We start from the raw sequence: 22,386 nt of genomic DNA, 5'->3' as shown, positions 1-22,386 counted from the left end.
AGAAAATTTAAATAAGGATAAGCTTTTCCTAAGAGCTTATCCTTGCTTAATGAATAAACTTATTAACTAAACTCCTGCATAGAATACTGGAGTACTAAATATAGTAAAAAATAGTTTAAATGAATAGCTATTAAGTACAAGATGCCCTAATTGGTCAAAAGGAAAAATATTAAATAAGCTCATAATCCCAATTACAATAAAAGTATCGATAAATAAAGAAATTGCCGTACTAAAATTATTTCTGATCCATAAATAAATATTAATATAAACAAGTTGAGCTATATAACAGGCAAAAGTTGATACTAAAAAAGATATTAGTAGCTTCCAATTTATCCATGAGACTTATTATTAAAACTACTATTATATTAAAAATAATAGCAAGCTTTACACAAAAATTGGCTCTTTCTTTATCGTAAAACTCAGCTATTAAATCCGTTAATAAAAAAGTTAACGGGTAAAAAATTGCTCCTATAGATAATTCAAGAATATAAAAATTAAAAATATTAAGGTAAACAAATTTTTGCTATATTAAGTTTCCTACTATAATAAGGACTGTAAAAAACGTACATAAAATGATATAAATTTTTTCTTTTATATTAAATTCTATAGACATTTCTAAAATTATTTTAGGTGCAAAAACATTGCTGTACTCTAATAATATATATTGGGAGTTCTGAAAACTATACTAAATTCTCTGATGTCATGCCATTGATCCATAGGTGTTGTTACATGACTCCTGTTATGTCATTCCCGCAAAAGCAGGAATCTAGTACTTTTATCTGTCACCCCATGGTCAAGCAACGGGGTGACACAGTGGATTTGACCGATCCACGCAACAACACCAACAAAGGTAGACAATGACAAGTATGAGAGATATTACTAAGATCAAACTGTAACTATTTAGCTATAGGTAAACTATTTTCTGTTTGATTTTCTTCAATTTCATTAATCTTAGAAACTAAATCAGATTTCTTTTTTGAGGAAAGGTTAGCAAGTACTATTGCATTTATTAAAAATAATGTTGTAAGTATTATAGTGCTTTTAGTAAGAAAATTACCGACTGTTTTAGCACTGACTACTCCCATATTATTACCGCCGCTTATACTACTAATTCCATCCGATCCGCTACGCTGCATCAGAATAACTATAATTAGCAATATTGCAATAGTAATATGTACAAAAAGAAGAATGTCTATCATATAATAAAATAATCGTTACCGTATTTTAAATGTAAATCATACATTAGTTTTATATTATTTGCAACTTAGCTTTATAAAATAAACATAATACTATAATAGTATCTGACAGAAACTAGACTAAAATCAGCATATGAATTTTTCAAGAAAGGTTAAAAACTCACCAAGCTTAGGATGTGTGGTGGTGCTACTAGGGGGAATCGAACCCCCGACCTCTTCATTACCAATGAAGTGCTCTACCCCTGAGCTATAGTAGCAAGATTATTTCAAACCCTTTTTGCCACATATTTGTCATTAAATCAAGAAAAATTTTGGACATTCGTTTACTCTTTACAAAAAAGCTCTTATTCGATCTCTTCTTCGCTCCACTTATATGTACCCCATCATAAGATGCTAATGTAGTTTCATTAGCATGCATCCCAAATTCTTGCTGTAAATAATCACTTAAAATCTTTAGTGTTTTTTCTTTGGTTTGGCATGCTAATATCATTTTATTATCTTGTACTAACTTGTGTAATTTGGGTCTCTCTTCTGCAGTAACAAGCCTCATTGCCAAACAACCATTTTCTTCTTATTGTAGAAGGTCAGCCGTTACACTCGTAGTAACTCTATGATATGTACCGAATAAGTCTAGATCTATCCTTGAAATTGCTTCGTCACTAGTTACTTCTTTAAAAGTTCTGGAATGATTGATGTATCCTCAGAGATACTGGCAAAGACTAATCCCTTTGCAGTTATTTTATGTTCACAAACATCGCCATAGTAATAACTCTTAGGTTTAAAGACTACAATTTTGTTATTAAATTCAACTAGGTTTGCAGGTTTTGTAATTTTTTTCATATTTTATCTAAACTTCTATTTTTGTAAAAAGATAAGGCAATCAATGCAAAAATACAGCTTAATATGACATAATAAACTGCTGAGGTTACATGCCCTGTTTTGTGTACTAAATATTCAAAGACAAGAGGCGTAGTACCACCAAAAATACTTGTAGCAGTGTTATATGAAATAGAGAGAGCAGTGTTACGTATATTTGTAGGATACAATTCTGCTTGTAATGCCGGTTCAGGACCGATATAGCTAGCAGCAAGTATAGCAAGTATCAATTGTGAGATAATTACACTTGTGAAGACCCCATTCTCAAAATTATTAAGTAAAAATGGCGTTGTTACAATAATTATTATCAGATTAATTACAAAAATTTTCCTGCGACCTATAATATCGGATAGATAACCGCTTAATAAAGTTACGACTATCATAATCACGTAACACACGCTAGCAAGGCTATTTACCTCATTTTCAGTAAAGTTGCGGCTGATTTTTAAAAACGATACCAAGTAAATTGTAGTTAGATAGAATATTATCGAACCGGGAGCATTGATAAAAATCGAGATTAATATATCAAACCAATAATTGGTAATGACTTTTTTTAACGGTGATTGTAAAATCTTTTTCTGCTCTCTTAGATTTTTAAAATTCGGTGTTTCGTGTGTATTTTTTTTAATATAAAATGCTGCAAAAAGAATAAAAAAACCAAGTAAAAAAGGTATTCTCCAGCCAAAACTATCAAATTGTGAAGCTGTTAGGATATTCTTAACGATATAAGAAACAAAAGAACCAAGCAATAAACCGGCGCATATACTAGACATTGAAATACTACCGGTGACGCCTTGGTGTTTATGGCTAGTATGCTCAATAACAAAGGAAATAGAGCCGGTCAAAACTCCCCCCATTGATAATCCTTGTAGAATTCGTACACAAATCATTAATATAGTCGCAGTTATACCGATAGTATGGTAAGTTGGTAATATTCCTATTAATACGGTTGGGGCAGACATGCAAAATAACGCACTAGTTAAGGCTACTTTGCGTCCAAATCTATCACCGATAACACCAAAAAATATGCCGCCCAACGGTCTTGCCAAATAACCTATAGCAAATACTAAAAAAACTTGCAGTAAAGAAGTATTAGCATCATCATTTGGAAAAAATTTTGTTCCTATTATGGGTGCAAAATAACCGAATAATACATAATCATACCATTCAAAAATGTTAGCGATACCGCTTGAAAATACTAGTTTACTGCAATTCATGTTTTCTATTCATAGCTTTTTTTTCGGAATATATTATAAACAAGGTGGTAGGAATTATTATTACTGCTCCATGAAGTGTGCTTTTATCAGGAAATTCGTTAAATATGAAATATGCCGCTATTACCGAAATCACCAGCTCTAAATATCTATAAGGAGCGGTAGCGGTTGCATCTACCATGGAAAAAGCTTTAAGCAGGAAGAATAATATTAAGCTTCCGCTACTACCGAGTACAAACAATAAAGCTAATTCAAAACTACTAGGAGTTAGCCAATACTGCAATGCTACAGGTAACGACACTATAGCAGTTACTATTGCCGAATAAAATAGCATGCTAATCATCGATTCTTTTATTACGAATTTTTTATTAATAATATCAAGCATAGCAAATGAAATAGCGGCTAATACAAAATACAAAATTTCTGGGTTAAAATCCTCGGCATGCGGTTTAAGCGTAATAACAAGTCCTATAAATCCTACTACGGTAACTACCCATCTTGGCCAAATAATATTTTCGTTCAGAAAAAATACGGCAAGTATTAAAGTAAATAAAGGAATAGAAAAACTTACGACTGTTGCAGTAGTAACGGGAGCTATGGTAAGACCGTAAGTCCAAGAAGTCATACCGAAAAATAATAATAACCCTCTTAATATATGTACAAAAGGACGACTTGTTTTTAAAGTATTTTTACCATAATAAACAACAAAAGGTAGTAAAACTATGCTACTGAAAAAGAAGCGGAAAAAAGCTACTTCAAAGCTATGTAAACGAGTCCCAAGATATTTAGATATTACATCATTGGCACTACTACTTACTAAACTAAGTAAAAACCAACCTATACCGGTTAAATATGTTTTTAATGCATCATTCATTAATATGCTCCAATAATTTCTATAATTTTACTTAAATGTCTTGACTTTTAGCATAAAAGAATTCTATCTTTTATGATATATGGTATAAATAAACAAAAATTTTATATAATAATACGGTAATCAATTTTAAGCAAGTAAAGGTTATAATTATATGTTAAGAATAGTGAAAAAATTAGGGATAATTTTGTTTGTATCCACCATAAGTATTAATAGTTTTGCTAAAAGCATGTATGATGATGTAGACTCTGCTTCTGACTATGATAGTACACCGTATTACGAAAACGAAGGCAGTTTAGTTTTCAAGATGCGTCTAGGAGGTGTTGTTTCAAGTGCTAAGCAAAAAGGATTACCTACTCCTACCTCTCCTCAACCTGTTTCAGTAGGCGAAGTGGCAAAAAACGGTTATGGAGGTGATGCGTCCACTACTATATTCTTTAATAATTATTTAGCTACTGAATTATCACTTGGCTTTAATGTTTTACGCACTAAATATACATCCCTTGCAGCCGTTGCTCATAATTATGGCGTTGATAATGTTAAACTAGGAAAAAACAAACCTATTTATATGATTCCTGCAACAGTTACCGGACAATTTCATATAGCTCCTTACGGTGGAATAAGACCATATATAGGTATAGGTTATCACGGTTCTTATATGCTTACTCAAGCTACCGGTCTTAAAATTAGAAACGGACACGGTGCCGTAGGACAAATAGGTGTAGATTTTTATGCTAAAGACGATACTTTAATCAATATTGACGTAAGACAATTTTTCTTAAATCCTAAACTTGAGTATAAACCGAATTTAGTAGGTAATAAAACCATGACCTCTAAAGTTAAACTTAATCCTTTAATAGTTTCTATAGGTATAGGATTTACTTTTTAGCCTTGTTGCATGGTTCTTGAAGCGTATTTGTCATCCCGCGACTTGATCGCGGGATCCAGTTTTTTTATTTTTTTTGGATACCGTGGTCAAGCTGCGGTATGACACTAAATAGCTAATAATATAAACATACATTCACCTATGTCCCTACAAATTATCCAGTTATTATACTTAGTTGCGGCTGTTTGCTTTATTCTATCACTCAAATTCTTATCCTCACAGAAACAAGCACGTTTAGGCAGTACCATAGGTATTTTGGGGATGGCGATAGCAGTCATCGTTACTTTTTTCCTACCGGATTTTACTCATAAATTACCCATTATAGCAACCATATTATTAGGTGCTATAATCGGCGGGATTATAGCACTTAAAATCTCCATGACAGCAATGCCTCAATTAGTAGCGGGATTTCACTCTTTTGTTGGTCTTGCTGCGGTATTTGTAGCTTATGCTACAGTACTTGCTCCTGAAAATTTTTCTATAGGAATAGCAGGAAGTTTACCGATTAATGCATTAATAGAAATATCAGTAGGCGTCTCTATCGGTGCTTTAACTTTTAGCGGTTCGATTATAGCTTTTCTAAAACTACAAGGCTTAATGAAAAGTAGCCAGTTAAAATTCTACGGTCAGCAATATATATGCTTATTAACGGCAATAATATTGGTCATTCTAGTAATATCGTTTATTCGTTCAGAGAATATATTTTTATTTAATCTAATAGTCTTTTTATCACTGTTAATCGGAGTATTACTAATAATACCGGTAGGCGGTGCAGATATGCCTGTTATAGTCTCAATGCTAAATTCTTATTCAGGTTTTGCGGCAGCAGGTATAGGCTTTACGCTTAGCAATAGCCTACTTATTATTACTGGAGCATTAGTCGGTAGTAGCGGAGCTATACTTAGCTATATAATGTGCAAAGCGATGAATCGCTCATTAATTAAGGTTATTTTTGGGGCGTTTTTGCCTGCACCTACTGGAATTAACAAGGATATAGACGACGATAAAATAGCAAAAACAAGCTGCCCTGAAGATGCGGCACATTTACTACTTAATACATCATCGGTGATAATTGTTCCCGGTTACGGTATGGCAGTAGCCCAATCTCAGCATATCATAAAAGAGATGGTTGATATATTAGAACGTTCAGATATTAATGTACGTTTTGCCGTACATCCGGTAGCAGGTAGAATGCCGGGGCATATGAATGTTTTACTTGCAGAAGCTAATATAGATTATGAGAAAGTACTTGAGCTTGAAGAAATTAATAGAGATTTCGCTACCACTGACGTAGTGCTTGTGATTGGTGCAAATGACGTAACTAATCCTGCTGCTAAAAATGATCCGAACAGTCCAATTTACGGTATGCCGGTACTCGATGTCGAAAAAGCACGTACGATTTTGTTTATTAAACGTTCTATGGCATCCGGATATGCAGGTATAAAAAATGCGCTATTTTATCACGATAATACTTTTATGTTATTCGGCGATGCTAAGAAAGTAGTTGAGGAGATAGTTAAGTTTCTAAATGAAGATTGACTTAAATAACTCTATTTGTTATAATTTCTTAAATTAATAAGCCAAAAAACCATTATCATGAATTCACAAAAAACATTACCGCTTCTGCCAAAAGCCACGGCTATATGGTTAATTGAAAATACTTCTTTAACTTTTAAACAAATTGCCGATTTTTGCGGTATTCATGAATTTGAAATAAAAGGTATGGCTGACGGTGAAGTAGCACAATCTATAAAAGGTTTAAATCCAATTGCAAACGGTCAGTTAACTTTAGAGGAAATTGAGCGTTGCAGTAAAGATCCTAATGCTAATTTACAAATTTCATATAACCCTGCTGATGAATTGATGAAAAATCAGAAAAAAAAACGTGCTAAATACACTCCTATAGCAAGACGTCAAGATAAACCGGATGCTATATATTGGTTATTGTCTAATTATCCGAACATCCAAGACCATCAAATAATTAAATTAATAGGTACTACTAAAATTACTATAGATGCTATTAGAACCCGTAGCCATTGGAATATGAATTCTATTCGTCCTCGTGATCCCGTATTACTGGGGATCTGTAGTCAAATAGACCTGAATAAAATAGTAGAAAGCCTAAAGCCTCGACAAAATCCTACAAAAGAATCATAAAATTATACTATCTGCTATCCTGCGAAAAGCTTGCTTACGTGAATTATTTTTGATTGTTACCCCACCTTGATCAGCGTTATTGCGTGGCTTGTTTATGTCATTTCTGTATAGTCAGAACATTGCTGGATGGACTGGTAAAATCCACTGTGTCACCCCATGGGTCAAGCCACGGAATGACAACGGATGCGTTTTTCAATCCACACTGACAATACTTTTCTCACAAACGGATTTTTTTATGGAGTAGAAAAGTGATTATTGCCTAATAAATCGTTTATCGCTAGGTAAAGTATAACTTTTATCGGTAGAACGATAGGGACAAATATCAATTCCTCCACGCCTAGCATATACTATATAAATAGAAAGAAAATCAGGACTTATAGCGTTTTGAATATCTGTAAAAATACGCTCAGCACACTGCTCTGCAAACTCATTACAATTTCTAAAAGATATTAAATATTTCAGAAAAGAATCATATTTTAACTTTTTTCCTTTATATTTTATAACGATTGTACCCCAATCCGGTTGACTGGTTACTAGGCAATTTGATTTGAGTAAATTAGAATTAATCTCTTCTTCTACCAAAACATCTTCATACTCAATTAAACTATTATCGGGTGCACCGTAATTATTGCATACTATATCTAAATCATCGATATTTTTACCACTTGGAACACCAAATTCTACTTTTGTATTTATAGGAAATATACGTCCTGTTACTTTAGCGTGTGTAACATTACTTAGATCCTGCAAGATAATTCTTTCTAGTTCTTTTACTGATTCAACAACAAAGTTATTAAAAGAATTTAGATATAATTTAAATGATTTTGATTCTACTATATTTTCAGAATCCGTCGGTATATAAAAAGTGCCTACTCCAACCCATGGCTTACCGTTCTTATTAAGGCAAGATAGTTCATATGTATTCCAAACATCTACACCATAAAACGGAAGATTATTACTATTTATTCCAAGTTCGTTTCGATTATTTATACGTGGAATTTTAAATAATAAAGTCACATCATAACTATCTTTATAAGTACTTTTTTTACCAAGTAAAGAAGTAGATAAAGGCATTAATTATGCTCCTTGTGCTAAAATTTCTTTTTGTTGTAACTCATCATATTCTTTTAACATATAACCACGTCCCCATACTGTGTCGATATAATCTCTACCGCCGGCAGCATCACTTAACTTTTTACGAAGTTTACAAATAAATACGTCAATAATTTTCATTTCCGGTTCATCAACACTACTATATAAGTGATTTAAGAACATTTCTTTAGTTAAGACAGTTCCTCTTCGGAGTATTAATAGCTCTAAAATAGCATATTCTTTGTTCGTCAAATGTACTTTTTTGCCGTCAACTTCTACACTTCTAGTATCTAGGTTTATGCTAACCTTATCAAACCTAAATACTGATGCTGCATGACCTTTAGAACGTCTAACTATAGCTTTAATTCTAGCAATTAATTCCTCTCTTACAAACGGCTTGGTTAGATAATCATCGGCTCCGGAAGAGAAACCAGTAATCTTTTGATACGTATCCGTTAAGCTAGATAAAATTAAGATTGGGGTTTTTATTTTTGCAGCACGCAATCTTAGTAATATCTCAAAACCATTAATATCCGGTAACATAAGGTCTAAGATTACTAGATCATAACCACCAACTTTACCAAGTCTTAAACCTTCTACACCAACTGAAGCTTTATCGCAAACTATCCCTTCTGAAGCTAAAGTTAGTTCAATTAAGTTAGCCATTTCCGGCTCGCCTTCAATTAACAAAACTCGCATTATTTTTCTCCATAAAATTCAATTTTTATATTGTCCTATAATTTAATTACAGGTAATTATTGTTAACTAAATTATAATTTTTTATCTAGTGCTTTATACATTCATTAATAATATAAGTAAAGAATATTTAATCTTGATAAAATTTTTACTATTAAGCTCTATCTGTGGTTTAAAAACCATGGCGTTTAAAATGAAATGTATTAAATAATTAAATGATTTTCTTAGTTTTGATGCTCTGACATTTTCTTATGATATAAGGCACCAAAATCTATAGGATCAATCATTAAAGGCTGGAATCCTGCATCTTGAGTACAGCTAGCTATAATTTTTCTGGCAAATGGAAATATCATTGCCGGACAATGAACGGATAATAAAACCGGATGTTGTTCAGAATCAATATTAATTAAATTAAATACTCCAGCATATTTTAATTCTACCTGAAATAATTTATATTTCTCATTTCTTGCAATTGCCTCGATATTTAACTCTACTTCATAGAAACTTTCTTCCGATAAATTAGTAATATTTATATCTAGAGATAAATCAATTTGAGGGCGTTGATCCAAAGCCGCAAGAGAAGACGGGGCAGAAGGGTTCTCAAGAGATAAATCTTTTATATATTGTGCATTAACGGAAATATGCGGCATTGTCTCATTAGTATCAGTGTTTATTGTACTCATAAAAATCCTTATTAAAAATTTAATATAATTTTCTACATAAAAAAGTTATGTTAGCGGTAAAGTTACGCCTACTTGTTTCATATATTTTCCTTGGCGATCGGCATATGAAGTATCACAAATTTGATCACTCTTTAAAAATAAAAACTGACAAGCTCCCTCATTTGCATATATTTTAGCAGGTAATGGAGTAGTATTAGAAAACTCTAAAGTTACATGTCCTTCCCACTCCGGTTCTAACGGAGTCACATTTACTATTATACCGCATCTTGCATAAGTGGACTTGCCGACACAAATAACTAATACATCACGCGGTATTTTAAAATATTCTATAGTTCTGCCAAGGGCAAAGCTATTAGGTGGGATAATACACACATCTACTTCTCTATCAACTAAATTATATTCACTGAAATTTTTTGGATCAACCGTAGTAGAATTTATATTGGTGAATATTTTAAATTCATTAGATACTCTAGCATCATAGCCGTAAGAAGATAAGCCGTAAGAAATAATCTTTTCTTTATTATGCACTCTTACCTGCTTTTCCGCAAAGGGCCTTATCATACTGTGATTTATCACAGCTTCTTTTATCCACTTATCTGACATTATAGCCATAATCACAACTTGATTTAATTAATAAACTAATGATTATAACTCATAATTATTTACAATACAAAATTTTTCTTTAAAACTATAAGTCTGAGACTACTTGAATAATGATAGTGACAATAATACAACATTATATATTTAAAATTAAATTATTACAAATTAAAATAGTTTTTTATTGTCAATTCTGAAAAGAATTATTATATTAGTATAGTTATAGTATAGTTAATTTATATTTATTAATACTAAAAATTTACTTTGTATTAGTAAATTTTATTTAAGTTTATTAGGAGCTATTATTAAAGTGAAAAAATTATTAGCTGCAAGTATTATTTGCCTTGCATCGGCTGGTCTTGCCGAAGAAAATCCAACACCTGTTATTTCTAATTCTGATACTGAAATAAAATTAGAAGGATTCTATTTATTTGAAAACGGTTATATTAAACAGGATCACTTAATTTTATTTGATAAAAATGTAACTGATAACAGGAAAAAGCTAGGGTTTTACACGGAAGCAGCGGTTGCGGCCACTATTGCTAAAACTATCAATGATGTAATAGCAGGTGCTAAAATAGTGCTTCAGCCTACTACAAGAGCAAAAACCTCTACAAGTTATAATGGGTCACATATATTTATTGAAACTAGTTACGGTAAAGTAGAACTAGGCTCTCCTGCTGATGCAAGCGCTAAGTTGCGTATTACCGGTAGTCAAGTAACTGCAGGTGCCGGAGGATGGTCTAGATATGCTCTACTTGACGGTCAATATATGCGATATAATGGTTTAAAATCGGATTTTGATACTAATGCTAGCTTTTATCTTGAGTCATACTCTAATTCTTTTGATCAAATCAATGATAAAGCTGAGAGAGCTAGAAGATTGAATTTTTTCACGCCTAAAATGAAAGGCTTCCAAGCCGGAGTTTCTTATACTCCCGATACTGCTAATACAGGCGGTAATAGAGATATAAATAATTTAACGCTTGAAAGCTCAGGCAGAAACGGAGTTAGTGTTTCTAAAACCGGAATAAAGACGGTTAAATTAGAGAATAACGAAACCATGACTATTAATCAGAATATTAGGGATGCTTTTTCTGCCGGCTTAACTTATGAACATGAAATTAGCGAAGATGCAGACTTAAAACTATCTGTCACCGGAGAATACGGTAAACCTGCTCGTCGTCTTATTCATGCTAAAATGGACGGAACTACAATTCAAGTGCTTAATACCTATAAACTTTCTAATTTAAAAGCATATAATCTTGGAGCTGTATTTACTTATGGTAATTTCTCTTGTGGTGCTTCTTACGGTAATTTAGGTAAAAGCTTAACCGCGAAGGAATATTATAAAGTCGGTCGTGATACCTATTATTACAATGGAGCAATTGCTTATGGACAAGGACCTATAAAAACAAGTCTTGAATATCTTAAAACTTCAAGATATAAAAACACCGTTGATGCTGTAAGCCTCGCTACTGAATATAAGATCATGCCTGGTTTATTACCATATGCTGAAATTTCTCATTTCCAAGCTAAAGGTAAACCTGTATATTACCCTGAAGCACCTAGTAGAACAACACGAGGTACTGTTGGTCTTATAGGTACAAAACTTAAGTTTTAATTATTTACAAATTAATTGCCATCACTATTATAATCAAGGCTTAGAGTAAGCTTATGCTTTGATTATTATATTTTTTTTTAATTGAACTATCAATAAACTTTGTTCCGTCGTTGTAATAATCTTGTTTTCTCTTCTGTTAAATCTTTAAACCATTCTATTAGCTTACAGTACTCTAATTCTTGTCACATTATGCTTAGCTTTTGTACTTCAAGTACCGGTCCAAACCTTGAAAAATTTATTTTATACTGCCTTTTGATTAAATAAAATTATATATTTTACTTTTTTTATTTTTAGATATTGATTTTCTCTGATTACCATATATTGTGATGCAACCACAATATATGGTAATCATGTGATATATGATTTTTATTATTTTAAAACAGGAGTAACACTATGAATCATGCTCAATTTACAAGCTCAGGATATTCCTTTGTAAATGGATTAAAAGCAGTTACAAGATATGCAACCGCTTCTAAATTATTATTTAAAGATACATATAATTTTGTTTCTAGTTCCAACTTAAAAAATATTTACAATATTACATGCTTTAAATATTCAGAAAGTCTATACAAAAGACAGGGATTTTGAGGCAGCATTGAAGTTTTTTAATATGCAACAAGATAATTCTCTAAAGATATGTAACTCAGAACATCGAAAACCAGCATCAGAGGACAATGAAAATCTTTTCCCTCCTATATTAATATGATGAAAATCTATTATTTTTTGGGAAGCCCATAGGAGGTAATTTACCGGTACTACCTCTTTTGCCTAAAAATGCAACAATGTTTTTCTCAAGTTTTACTTTTCCATTGTTATTCCAACCTAAGCCGTCTTCTTTATTGAATATTTTAATATCTAGAAGCTTAGCATTCTTAAATTTTTGCAGCGTTACACCTTGCCCTTTTTTCATTTCAGGTATTTCATCCATATTAAATACCAATAATTTACGACTTTCACCGATACAAGCAATACTATCACCGTTTACAGGTAAACAAGCTATACATACATGACCATCCGGTACATTCATAATTTGCTTTCCTGTTTTTGTTTGAGCCATTACTTCATTTGAATTAACTAAAAACCCTTTACCTACACTACTTGCAAGTAATAAAAGCTGATCAGGTTTATAGACTAAAATATTCGTAATATCGTTATTACCTATATCCACAAGTAGCTTTATAGATTCCCCTGTTCCTTTACCTTTGGAAATATTATCGGCAAGCAAAGTAAAAAATCTGCCTTCTGAACTAACTATTAATATTTTATCAGTCGTGTAAGCTTCTAAAATAAATTTTTCTGCATCACCTTCTTTATATTTGATAGTCGATAAATCGGTGTTATGACCTTTTAACGAACGCACCCACCCCATTTTTGAGCAGATAATAGTAATCGGCTCTTTAGTAATGAAAGCCGTTATATCAACTACTTGATTCGTAAACGTTACTTCCTCAAAGCTTGTACGCCTTGCTCCTATTACCGTATTTAATCCAAATTTCGTTTGTACTGTTTTGATTTCTTTTTTAACTATTTTCCATAGTTCTTTAGGATTATTTAGAATTTCTTCTAATATAGCTTGTTGTTTCTGCAAATTACTATGCTCATTAATAATTTCCTGCTCTTCAAGCTTGCGAAGCGAGCGAAGACGGGTATTTAATATCGCTTCTACTTGTATTTCGGTTAGTTTAAACCGCTCCATTATTATCGCTTTTGGCTCATCTTCTTCACGAATAATTGTAATTATCTCATCAAGATTTAGATAAGCTATCCTAAGCCCTTTTAGAATTTCTAAACGATGCTTGATTTTGTTTAAAAGATAAGTTGATCTGCGAGTAACAATATTTTGCCTATGATATAGAAACTCTTGTAAAATCTCTAAAATATTCATTACTCTCGGCACGTTATTACTGCCGATCACATTCATATTTAACTGAATGCGGCTTTCTAAATTCGTTAGCTTGAATAGAGATTCCATAACTATTTGCGGATCACATCCCCGATCTCTCGGCTCTATAACCAACCTTATAATGTCTGTTGATTCATCTCTAATATTGCTAACAAGGGGAATTTTTTTGTCCTTTAGTAATATTGCTATTTGTTCTATAAGTTTTGATTTCTGAACCTGATAAGGTATCTCGGTTACAACTATCTGATATGTACCGTAACTTAGCTCCTCTTTTTCCCATCTGCTTCTCACTCTAAGACTACCACGTCCAGTAGTATATGCAGCATTAATAACTTCAGCTTTATCAATAATTATGCCGCCGGTCGGAAAATCAGGACCTTTGACAAAGTTCATTATATCGTTAATTTCAGCTTTCGGATAGTTAATTAAATGTATTAGAGCATCACAAAGCTCATGTAAATTATGCGGCGGTATATTGGTTGCCATACCGACTGCTATCCCTTCAGAACCATTAGCTAGTAAATTCGGAAAACTTGCCGGCATTATTACCGGTTCTAAATCGGAACCATCATAAGTAGGGCGAAAATCTACCGTATCTTTATCGATGTCCTCCATTAATAACGTACATATGTCCGTCATACGTGATTCGGTATAACGCATAGCTGCTGCATTATCACCGTCGATAGAGCCGAAATTACCCTGCCCATCAATTAAAGGATAACGCAACGAAAAATGCTGAGCAAGGCGTACCAAGGTATCATACACTGCCACATCACCGTGCGGGTGGTATTTACCTATTACGTCACCGACCACCCTCGCACATTTCTTATAGCCGGAATTCGGCTCAAGCCTTAACTGTAGCATTGCGTATAATAACCTACGATGTACAGGCTTGAGTCCGTCACGTACGTCAGGAAGTGAACGTGACATAATTGTTGATAACGCATAAGCAAGATAACGCTCTGATAATGCATTACCAAAGTCAATATTTTCTATTTTAGCTTCTTTCATAAGTTATTTAGTTTTTATTTATAGTCGTTGTTGCGTGGTTCTCTATGTCATTCCTGCGAAAACAGGAATCCAGAAAAAAAGTATAAACACAGCAAATTCTTAAAATTAAAAGCTCGATTTATCTCGCTTTATGATAGATTTCTGCTTTCGCAGGAATGACATAAGAGTATACAAATATCACTTCAACACACAACTCTGCTTATTATAAGCTAATTTCTTACAAACCGCTTTAGCTTGACTAAAACTACCATAATCACCGGCTAAGATTAAATAGAAAAATTTGCCGTCGTCATATTTAACTTTTTTGGTTGTGATAACAACATTTTTAAGAATTTTCGGGAATTGCTTTTTTATTCTTTCCCCTTCTTTCATTGCTTCTGCTTCAGATTTTACCGAACCTAGTTGTACTTTATAACTTTCATTATTTTTACAATTTTTAGCATTACTAACCTTATCTTTACTTCCTTTTTCAAGCTTTATTATATTTAAATCCGTTTCATTTTTGGAGTTATTATTTGGCTCTATTAATGCAATAAGGCTAGATATTTCATCAAAAGATTCATCGCTTTGACTTTGGTTGCGAGAATCTATACTCATAGGTTTCTCAGGGTCAGGAAGCAATTTTACGGTTTTAATATTTGTATCTTTAGCAATAAGATTTTCATATATTGTACTATGTACTGCGGCTATTTGGTTATTTTCTATTATAGACGGTTTTATTTTTGTAGGCATCTCATCAGGATAAATAGTAATTACCGGCTTGCTATTCTGATAATATTGATAACCAAAATAAATAGCGGACATACATACTAAAAATACTAGCAATATTTTAATAAAAATATTATTGATCATATTTAGTAATTTGATAATAGAAAAACGTCATTGCGAGGAAAAATTGTAAGTTTTGACGAAGCACTCTCAGGAGTATTATTTCATGAGATTGCCACGCAGCCTACGGCTGCTCACAATGACGACTCGGTATCCACATGAGCAATACCTCCTTGCAATGACGATGAAAACCTAACTACATTTTGTTCATTGGTTCTACACCTATCACTTCGAGACCACTAGCTATAACTTTCTGTATGGCACTTGCAAGAGCAAGGCGTGCTAGAGTTAATTCTTTATTGCTCTCAATTACAAATCTATACTCGCTATTTTCTTTACCGAAATTCCACATAGAATGAAATTTTGAGGCTAAATTTATTAAATAAAATGCGATGCGATGCGGTTCAAAATATTTTGCAGATGCTTCTAATGTTTTTGTCCAGCTAACCAAAAGTTTTATAATCTCAATTTCTTCTTCAGAGGATAATAAAGATAAATCATACTTACCTGATTCAAAGTTATTATAAGATTCAGGCATTAATTCTCTAGCTTTTGATAAAATAGATATCGTTCTCACATGTGCATATTGTACATAAAAGATAGGATTTTCTCTTGATTGTTCTTTCACTTTTACCAAATCAAAATCAAGTGGCTTATCATTTTGTCTAGTCAACATCATAAATCTTATGATATCTTTCCCCACCTCATTATTTACGTCTTGCACACTAGCAAAGCTCCCAAGACGTTTTGACATTTTAACCGGCACACCGTTTTCAACGAAATTGACCAATTGACAGATTTTAACGTCCACTTTAACCTGCTCCTTACCTAAAGCTTTAACTATTGCCTCAATTCTTTTAACATATCCACTATGATCGGCACCCAGTACATAAATTAAGTGATTCGCTCCCCGCTCTATTTTATCCTTAGCATATGCAAGATCAGAAGCAAAATAAGACCAACTTCCATCAGCTTTTTCTATAGGACGATCTTGACTATCACCGTACTTAGTAGATTTAAATAATTTTTGAACTCTATTATCCCACTCTTCGTGAATTTTACCTTTAGGGGCAGGTAACGTACCTTCATAAATTAGCCCCATACGCTCCAGTAGTTTAACTGTTTCCTCTATCTCACCTTTATCATGCAATGATTGCTCAGAGAAAAATATATCATGTTTAATCCCTAAATCTGCTAAATCTTTTCTATTTAAATCAAGCATTTTTTCTACGGCAAAACTTTTAATTATTTTGAACCTTTCATCATAGTTCATCGTTAATAATTTATTGCCGTATTCTTTCGCTAAAATTTGCCCAAGCGGAATTAAATACTCTCCCGGATATAACCCGGCAGGGATAGTAATTTGCTCACCTAAAGCTTCTTTATAACGTAATAATACAGTACTAACTAAATCATTTATTTGTGAGCCTGCATCATTAACATAATATTCTTTTGTAACGGAATAACTTACCTTTTGCAAAATCCTTGCTAGCACATCACCATATACCGCACCCCTAGCATGCCCTATATGCATTGGACCGGTGGGATTTGCCGAAACATACTCGATGTTAATATTTCTGCTTTTATCTATATCAATTTCAAAAAACTTTTCTTCATGCTGTAAAATATCCTTTATTGATGCCTGCCAACTATCAGCTTTTATAGTAAAATTAATAAATCCCGGTCCTGCTATTTCTATACTTGCAATATAAGGTAATGTTATAAGGACTTCTTTAAATTTTAAAGCCACTTCCCGAGGAGCAATACTTTCTTTAGCTGCAATAATCATTGCAACATTACTTGATAAATCACCGTTAAAACTATCTTTCGGTATGTCAATAGTAGCAGTATTTGCTATTGCTTGATTATTATATAATTGCTTGCTTGCCACAATTATATCTTGTTTCAATTGATTAAATATGTTCATAATTATTAAATGTTATTAAAATTCAGCGAATAGAATTCTTACAAACGCTTGCTAATAAGGAGGAATTTGTAGGAGACACAGAACGCAGCACCGCAGCGACGCACAAATTACCCTTAGAAGCAAGTTATGTAGGAAGTCGAGCAGAGCTGATTATATTCCTGAATGGCGAAACGGTCAGTCATCCCTGCTATATAATCAGCAATAACTCTAGCTTTACTATATGTTTCATTAGAGTCTATTAGCATTTTCCAATTAACCGGCAATAAATTAATATCATCCATATAAACCTTAAACAGCCCTTGTACGATTTTAGTACATTTAAGGCTGATGGCCGTAATTTTATTACTTTTATAAACTCGCTCATGAAGAAACTTCTTAGTTTCCTTAATATTTTTATTAGTTTTTTCCGTAAAATCCACTATCTGATAATTTAAGTTACGTATCTCATCTATGTTAGTAATTTTTTCTTTATTTAAATTTTCTTTTGTTTGCCATAATAAATCGGTAATTAACTCATGTATTAGCTTACGTACTACCTCATAAATCAGACATGAGGAACTAATATTTTTAAATTTTGACTTGAGTTCAACAACATGTTGATCAATATATTTAAGTTCAGCAAGACTATTAAAATCGATAATTTTAGCACCGATACTATCTTCCAAATCATGCGAAATATAGCTAATATCATCGGCAAGAGCTGCTATTTGAGCCTCTGCTGATGCATAGGTACTAAGTTCTAAATCATTTTGCTTATTATACTCTGCTATATATTCATTTATCTCGCCTAGTATAGGACCGTTATGTTTTACTATTCCTTCTAAAACTTCCCATGTTAAATTTACTCCATTATAAGCCGCATATCTTTTTTCAAGTAATGTTAGTATCTTTAAAGATTGAGCATTATGAGAAAAGCCGTTATACTCTCTCATACATTCATTTAAAGCCCGCTCTCCCGCATGACCGAAAGGCGTATGCCCAAGATCATGAGCAAGTGCTATTGTCTCAGCTAAATCATTTGATAAATTTAAAGTACTAGCGACCGAACGTGCAACAGTCGAAACCTCTAGAGAATGAGTTAGCCTATTTCTGTAATGATCTCCCTCGTGATTAATAAAAACTTGAGTTTTATATTGCAAACGCCTAAATGCATTAGTATGTATAATGCGATCACGATCACGTTCAAACTCGTTTCTATAAGAGGTTGGGATTTCCTTATATAATCTTCCCCTACTTTTAAGAGGATCAGAAGCGTATGAAGCAAGCATCGTTATCCTTTATTTTGAAAGACGTTGTTGTGGTTCTAACTTTTCGTCATTGCGAGGAAATTGCATAGCAATTGACAAAGCAATCTCAGGAGTTTGTTATTATTTCATGAGATTACCACGCAGCCTACGGCTGCTCGCAATGCCGATTGGGTATCCACACAACAAAGCCAACTTGAAAAATATCAAGATATACTATATAATTTATGAGACTTTTACAAGGTAATTTTAAGTGACGATAACAATTACGGATAGAGCTTTTGAACGGGTTTGCGAGTTAGTAAAGCTAGAAAAAGATAAGAATTTAGTACTGCGAGTTTCGGTTGATAGCGGCGGTTGCTCAGGACTGATGTATAATTATGAACTAGTCTCAAAAGATAATATAGAGCAAGATGATTATGTCATTACTAAACATAATGCTACAATTATTATTGATCCTATCTCTCAAAAATTTATGCTAGATTGCACTCTTGATTTTATAGAAGAACTAGGCAGTTCATATTTCAAAGTTAGTAATCCGCAAGCTAAAGCAAAATGCGGCTGCGGTAATTCTTTCTCGTTGTAAATGCAAGTATTGCGAGTGGGCATTGTTATTAGAATGCCGATGTCATTCCTGCAACAGCAGCAATGACATCGCAACGTCAAACTTTTAATGTTAATCATTAAGTTGCATAGTTGCTCCAACCTACCTCAACTTCGTCATTGTTATCATAAGGAGGATGCTCTACTTCATTACTATTAACGTTATTATCTTTATCTTCTTCGTTATCTGAAGCATTACTATCTAATGTTAATATAATGTTGTTCTTGGACTTGTTGAGAGCTATTAAACTTTATTTTAATGTTTCAGCTTGAGATTTTCTTAAATTTAGTCCTTGTCCTTTACATTGCTCCGTAGAGAGAATTTTAAGGCCTTGAGATTGGCTTATTAAATCATCGCATACCAAAACTCCTTAGTCCTAAGTATTTCCTTATTCTTGTTGTTGAGTTTTGAAATCCATTATTTCTGCATCAGAGCAAACCTCGGTAATAAGTTTTACTAAGTCAGGATGATCATTTAACGATCTGCCCAAAGGATCATTATAAGTAAATATTATCTTATTTGTATCATTATCTCATATTTACCCAATGCCTATGTCCTGTATTAATTGGAATTTGTTTACTTCTTGTTGATTATTAGTCAATTGCTCATTTTGATTTTGACTTCTGGCCACTCCTTGGCTTGCAGCTCCGGCAGTGAAACAAAATCATTTATTATAGTCTGTGTATCACTTAAAAATTTTGTTCTGTCAGCCTCTTTAGTAACTATACTCAGATCTTCCATCTTACCTTTGTCAAGCATTGAGAGTATAAAAGCAGTATTTTCCTCCATCTCCGTACTATAAACTTTATGAACTTTTAACAATAATTTTTGTTCTTCCTGAGGGCTAGCTATACTTGCAGCCTTTAAATATTCAAAAGCAGCTAGCGGTATTAAATTTAATTTAAGTAAAAATTCTTCTAAAGATATATAAAGATCTTTTTTTAAAGATAGATAATGCTCTACTTCTTTTTTATTCTTAGGGATGTTAAAAATTTCTCTAAGAATAAACTACACTCTTCTATCGGGTCTATACTTAAACTTACCTTGAAATATTTTATTGCTTCAAGAAGCAATTTAATTACTATTTCGCTTTTATTTTCGTCCTTATAGAATCTCCCTAAATTTAAAATAATCCACCTATTTTTTTACAAATATTGCTAAAAATGTACGGAATTGTATCATGGTTATAGAGAAAGTTAAAATCTTTATCAATTTCCAGAGTACTAATATATTCTCTTATTGCTCTAAACCAATCTAATTCCGATTTACTATTTTCATAGATCATACCTCAATAATAATGAGCATTGGCTTTTATTTCATTTATAGATATAATAATATGCTCAGCTTGCGATCCCGTAAGTTTATCAAGCCATTCTAATGCTTCTTTATAATATTTTTTTTGTTCTTTATTAGATTCTACATTATCGGTTACTTGATAAGGTTTTAATTTTATATTATTATTTACTCCGTCACAAAATCATTTATATTTTTCTGTTTAGGACTACCAAGCAGTGTACTGCCAACTGCTTTTATTTGATTCCATATAATAATTATACCTATAAATTATTTGCATTTATACAAATAAAAACATTTATGATCTATAAGCTGAATAAATCAATATTAATACTATTTAAAAAAATTCTAAATAAGTAAATTTACAACAAAGATTTAAAGGCGAATTTGTGAAATTCTAACGATACGAAAGTTCTACTTTTTATATTGTAAAAATTATTACTTCTATTTTAAAATTGAATTAATAGAGGATATTTATATATATTTTGAAAGGTAAAATTTGAAGTTATTTTTCTTTTGTAATTTTATCATATTTTTTTAGTTTGATAAGAATAGACTCTAGATTATCCAACTTCATCATACATGGACCATCGCTTGGAGCGTTATCGGGGTCTTGATGTACTTCCATATACATACCGGCGATACCTACAGAAGTTGCTGCCTTTGCAAGTAACTCTACATATTTTCTTTCTCCGCCGGTACTGCCTCCTAGCCCACCCGGTTGCTGAACGGAATGTGTGGCATCAAAAACTACAGGTACATTTAACTCTGCCATTATTGCAAGACTACGCATATCAGATACCAAGTTATTATAGCCAAAACATGCTCCTCGCTCTGTAAATAATATATCCTTTACTCCAAAAGTTTCTAGTTTTGTTTGTACATTTTTCATATCCCACGGAGCTAGAAATTGTCCTTTTTTTACTTTTACTATTTTACCTGTTTTTGCTGCAGCTTGAAGCAAGTCGGTTTGTCTACATAAAAATGCCGGAATTTGTAAAATATCTGCTACTTCAGCTGTTGCAGTACATTGACTCTCTGAATGAACATCAGTAACAATAGGGCAATCGAATTCAGATTTTACTTTTGATAAAATTTCTAAACCTTTCTCAATACCAACTCCTCTAATCCCATGTACGGAAGTTCTATTAGCTTTATCAAAAGAAGATTTATAAATCAATGGAATCTCAAGCTTGCTAGTTAATTTAACAAGTTTTTCTGCCATAAACAACGCATGATCTTTTCCTTCAATCTGACAAGGCCCTGTAATTAGAACAAACGGTAAATCATTTCCTATTTTGATATTGTTAAGTTTTACTACTTTTTGCATAATTCTTAGATTTAATCAATTGAGTGAGACACAGATTAGTGTTTCTCTGTTATATCAGGCACTGATTCATTTTCTATTAAGTCATTATTAATTATTAGTGTATAATATTTTTCTTTTATTGTCGTTAAATCATAACTACCATGATAATAACCTTCTAGGTTAATAATTTTTTTTAAATAAAAATTTACCTGCTCTGTTTCTAACGGTTCATCTATATTTTTTACAATAGATGACTTAATATTAATTAAATACGCTTTTATTTTTTTTAATTCTTTAATAATTATAAAAATATCATGCGGTTTTGTTACCAATATTCCTACAAACAAAATTAATAATATTTGCGTTAAAGACATA

Annotated in this window: 22 protein-coding genes, 1 tRNA gene and 3 pseudogenes; 7 read left to right on the top strand and 19 right to left on the bottom strand. The window is 32.3% G+C overall.

The window, feature by feature from the left end:
• Window positions 1-66: 66 nt before the first annotated feature.
• The 7 genes and pseudogenes from RSA_RS06970 to RSA_RS00545 all read right to left on the bottom strand — a co-directional run bounded on the left by RSA_RS06970 (window position 67) and on the right by RSA_RS00545 (window position 4,160).
• A pseudogene (locus tag RSA_RS06970) lies at window positions 67-613 on the bottom strand (queuosine precursor transporter).
• Between the two features lie 283 nt (window positions 614-896).
• Window positions 897-1,199, bottom strand: a complete 303-nt coding sequence (gene secG / locus RSA_RS00560) for a preprotein translocase subunit SecG (protein WP_014364381.1) — start codon at window positions 1,197-1,199, stop codon at window positions 897-899.
• 179 nt (window positions 1,200-1,378) lie between these two features.
• A tRNA-Thr gene (locus tag RSA_RS00555) sits at window positions 1,379-1,453 on the bottom strand.
• 98 nt (window positions 1,454-1,551) lie between these two features.
• Window positions 1,552-1,752: pseudogene (locus RSA_RS10180) on the bottom strand (hypothetical protein); the annotation flags it as partial.
• 107 nt (window positions 1,753-1,859) lie between these two features.
• Window positions 1,860-2,036 carry a hypothetical protein gene (locus tag RSA_RS08745; protein WP_014362722.1) on the bottom strand — a complete coding sequence of 59 codons (177 nt, stop codon included), beginning with the start codon at window positions 2,034-2,036 and terminating at the stop codon, window positions 1,860-1,862.
• Window positions 2,033-3,289: an MFS transporter gene (locus tag RSA_RS00550; RefSeq protein ID WP_014364379.1), complete on the bottom strand. Its 1,257-nt coding sequence runs from the start codon at window positions 3,287-3,289 to the stop codon at window positions 2,033-2,035. Before RSA_RS00550 ends, RSA_RS08745 begins: the two co-directional genes overlap by 4 nt.
• Window positions 3,276-4,160: a DMT family transporter gene (locus tag RSA_RS00545; protein ID WP_014364378.1), complete on the bottom strand. Its 885-nt coding sequence runs from the start codon at window positions 4,158-4,160 to the stop codon at window positions 3,276-3,278. The genes RSA_RS00550 and RSA_RS00545 overlap by 14 nt, the downstream gene beginning before the upstream one ends.
• Window positions 4,161-4,311: 151 nt before the next feature.
• On the opposite strand from RSA_RS00545, the gene RSA_RS00540 reads away from it, so the two are divergent.
• From RSA_RS00540 to RSA_RS00530, 3 genes are all read left to right on the top strand, one after another.
• Window positions 4,312-5,046 carry an OmpW family outer membrane protein gene (locus tag RSA_RS00540; protein WP_014364377.1) on the top strand — a complete coding sequence of 245 codons (735 nt, stop codon included), beginning with the start codon at window positions 4,312-4,314 and terminating at the stop codon, window positions 5,044-5,046.
• A gap of 138 nt (window positions 5,047-5,184) precedes the next feature.
• A complete protein-coding gene (locus RSA_RS00535; protein WP_014364376.1) occupies window positions 5,185-6,582 on the top strand; it encodes an NAD(P)(+) transhydrogenase (Re/Si-specific) subunit beta in 1,398 nt (465 codons plus the stop codon).
• 57 nt (window positions 6,583-6,639) lie between these two features.
• Window positions 6,640-7,200: a cell cycle transcriptional regulator TrcR gene (locus tag RSA_RS00530; protein WP_014364375.1), complete on the top strand. Its 561-nt coding sequence runs from the start codon at window positions 6,640-6,642 to the stop codon at window positions 7,198-7,200.
• A gap of 252 nt (window positions 7,201-7,452) precedes the next feature.
• On the opposite strand, the gene queF is transcribed toward RSA_RS00530, so the two are convergent.
• The 4 genes from queF to dcd all read right to left on the bottom strand — a co-directional run bounded on the left by queF (window position 7,453) and on the right by dcd (window position 10,283).
• Window positions 7,453-8,274, bottom strand: a complete 822-nt coding sequence (gene queF, locus RSA_RS00525) for an NADPH-dependent 7-cyano-7-deazaguanine reductase QueF (protein ID WP_014364374.1) — start codon at window positions 8,272-8,274, stop codon at window positions 7,453-7,455.
• Window positions 8,275-8,277: 3 nt separating this feature from the next.
• Window positions 8,278-8,991, bottom strand: coding sequence for a response regulator transcription factor CtrA (ctrA, locus tag RSA_RS00520; protein ID WP_014364373.1), 714 nt, complete (start codon window positions 8,989-8,991; stop codon window positions 8,278-8,280).
• Window positions 8,992-9,212: 221 nt separating this feature from the next.
• Window positions 9,213-9,671, bottom strand: a complete 459-nt coding sequence (secB, locus tag RSA_RS00515) for a protein-export chaperone SecB (protein ID WP_012150325.1) — start codon at window positions 9,669-9,671, stop codon at window positions 9,213-9,215.
• Between the two features lie 45 nt (window positions 9,672-9,716).
• The gene (dcd, locus tag RSA_RS00510) at window positions 9,717-10,283 is read right to left on the bottom strand and encodes a dCTP deaminase (protein WP_004996797.1); all 567 of its coding nucleotides are present in this window, start codon (window positions 10,281-10,283) and stop codon (window positions 9,717-9,719) included.
• A 289-nt stretch (window positions 10,284-10,572) separates the two neighbouring features.
• Here dcd and RSA_RS00505 point away from each other — a divergent pair, with 289 nt between their 5' ends.
• Window positions 10,573-11,892, top strand: a complete 1,320-nt coding sequence (locus tag RSA_RS00505) for a porin (RefSeq protein ID WP_410526331.1) — start codon at window positions 10,573-10,575, stop codon at window positions 11,890-11,892.
• Between the two features lie 697 nt (window positions 11,893-12,589).
• Here the strand turns inward: RSA_RS00505 and parC are convergent.
• From parC to argS, 3 genes are all read right to left on the bottom strand, one after another.
• Window positions 12,590-14,806: a DNA topoisomerase IV subunit A gene (gene parC, locus RSA_RS00500; RefSeq protein ID WP_014364370.1), complete on the bottom strand. Its 2,217-nt coding sequence runs from the start codon at window positions 14,804-14,806 to the stop codon at window positions 12,590-12,592.
• A gap of 177 nt (window positions 14,807-14,983) precedes the next feature.
• Window positions 14,984-15,658, bottom strand: a complete 675-nt coding sequence (locus RSA_RS00495) for an SPOR domain-containing protein (RefSeq protein WP_014364369.1) — start codon at window positions 15,656-15,658, stop codon at window positions 14,984-14,986.
• A 172-nt stretch (window positions 15,659-15,830) separates the two neighbouring features.
• Window positions 15,831-17,561 (bottom strand): arginine--tRNA ligase, encoded by a 1,731-nt coding sequence (gene argS, locus RSA_RS00490; RefSeq protein ID WP_014362714.1) that lies wholly within the window; start codon window positions 17,559-17,561, stop codon window positions 15,831-15,833.
• A gap of 20 nt (window positions 17,562-17,581) precedes the next feature.
• On the opposite strand from argS, the pseudogene RSA_RS10405 reads away from it, so the two are divergent.
• A pseudogene (locus tag RSA_RS10405) lies at window positions 17,582-17,761 on the top strand (hypothetical protein); the annotation flags it as partial.
• Here the strand turns inward: RSA_RS10405 and RSA_RS00485 are convergent.
• Window positions 17,675-18,829 (bottom strand): deoxyguanosinetriphosphate triphosphohydrolase, encoded by a 1,155-nt coding sequence (locus RSA_RS00485; protein ID WP_012150319.1) that lies wholly within the window; start codon window positions 18,827-18,829, stop codon window positions 17,675-17,677. The pseudogene RSA_RS10405 and the gene RSA_RS00485 sit on opposite strands and share 87 nt — an antisense overlap.
• 93 nt (window positions 18,830-18,922) lie before the next feature.
• On the opposite strand from RSA_RS00485, the gene RSA_RS06960 reads away from it, so the two are divergent.
• Both RSA_RS06960 and RSA_RS00480 read left to right on the top strand, forming a co-directional pair.
• Window positions 18,923-19,036, top strand: a complete 114-nt coding sequence (locus RSA_RS06960) for a hypothetical protein (RefSeq protein WP_014273138.1) — start codon at window positions 18,923-18,925, stop codon at window positions 19,034-19,036.
• A 22-nt stretch (window positions 19,037-19,058) separates the two neighbouring features.
• On the top strand, window positions 19,059-19,391 hold the full coding sequence (locus RSA_RS00480; protein WP_014364368.1) for an iron-sulfur cluster assembly accessory protein: 333 nt from the start codon (window positions 19,059-19,061) through the stop codon (window positions 19,389-19,391).
• Between the two features lie 406 nt (window positions 19,392-19,797).
• On the opposite strand, the gene RSA_RS10400 is transcribed toward RSA_RS00480, so the two are convergent.
• The 4 genes from RSA_RS10400 to RSA_RS00460 all read right to left on the bottom strand — a co-directional run bounded on the left by RSA_RS10400 (window position 19,798) and on the right by RSA_RS00460 (window position 22,385).
• On the bottom strand, window positions 19,798-19,899 hold the full coding sequence (locus RSA_RS10400; protein WP_012262199.1) for a hypothetical protein: 102 nt from the start codon (window positions 19,897-19,899) through the stop codon (window positions 19,798-19,800).
• A 107-nt stretch (window positions 19,900-20,006) separates the two neighbouring features.
• The gene (locus RSA_RS09205; protein WP_014364367.1) at window positions 20,007-20,231 is read right to left on the bottom strand and encodes a hypothetical protein; all 225 of its coding nucleotides are present in this window, start codon (window positions 20,229-20,231) and stop codon (window positions 20,007-20,009) included.
• Window positions 20,232-21,207: 976 nt separating this feature from the next.
• On the bottom strand, window positions 21,208-22,032 hold the full coding sequence (gene kdsA / locus RSA_RS00465; RefSeq protein WP_014364366.1) for a 3-deoxy-8-phosphooctulonate synthase: 825 nt from the start codon (window positions 22,030-22,032) through the stop codon (window positions 21,208-21,210).
• 35 nt (window positions 22,033-22,067) lie between these two features.
• A complete protein-coding gene (locus RSA_RS00460) occupies window positions 22,068-22,385 on the bottom strand; it encodes a DUF2672 domain-containing protein (protein ID WP_004996813.1) in 318 nt (105 codons plus the stop codon).
• Window position 22,386 lies beyond the last annotated feature (1 nt).

The organism is Rickettsia philipii str. 364D (genome assembly GCF_000283995.1).
Taxonomy (GTDB): Bacteria; Pseudomonadota; Alphaproteobacteria; order Rickettsiales; family Rickettsiaceae; genus Rickettsia; species Rickettsia rickettsii.
This window is presented reverse-complemented; position numbering and strand designations above follow the sequence as displayed.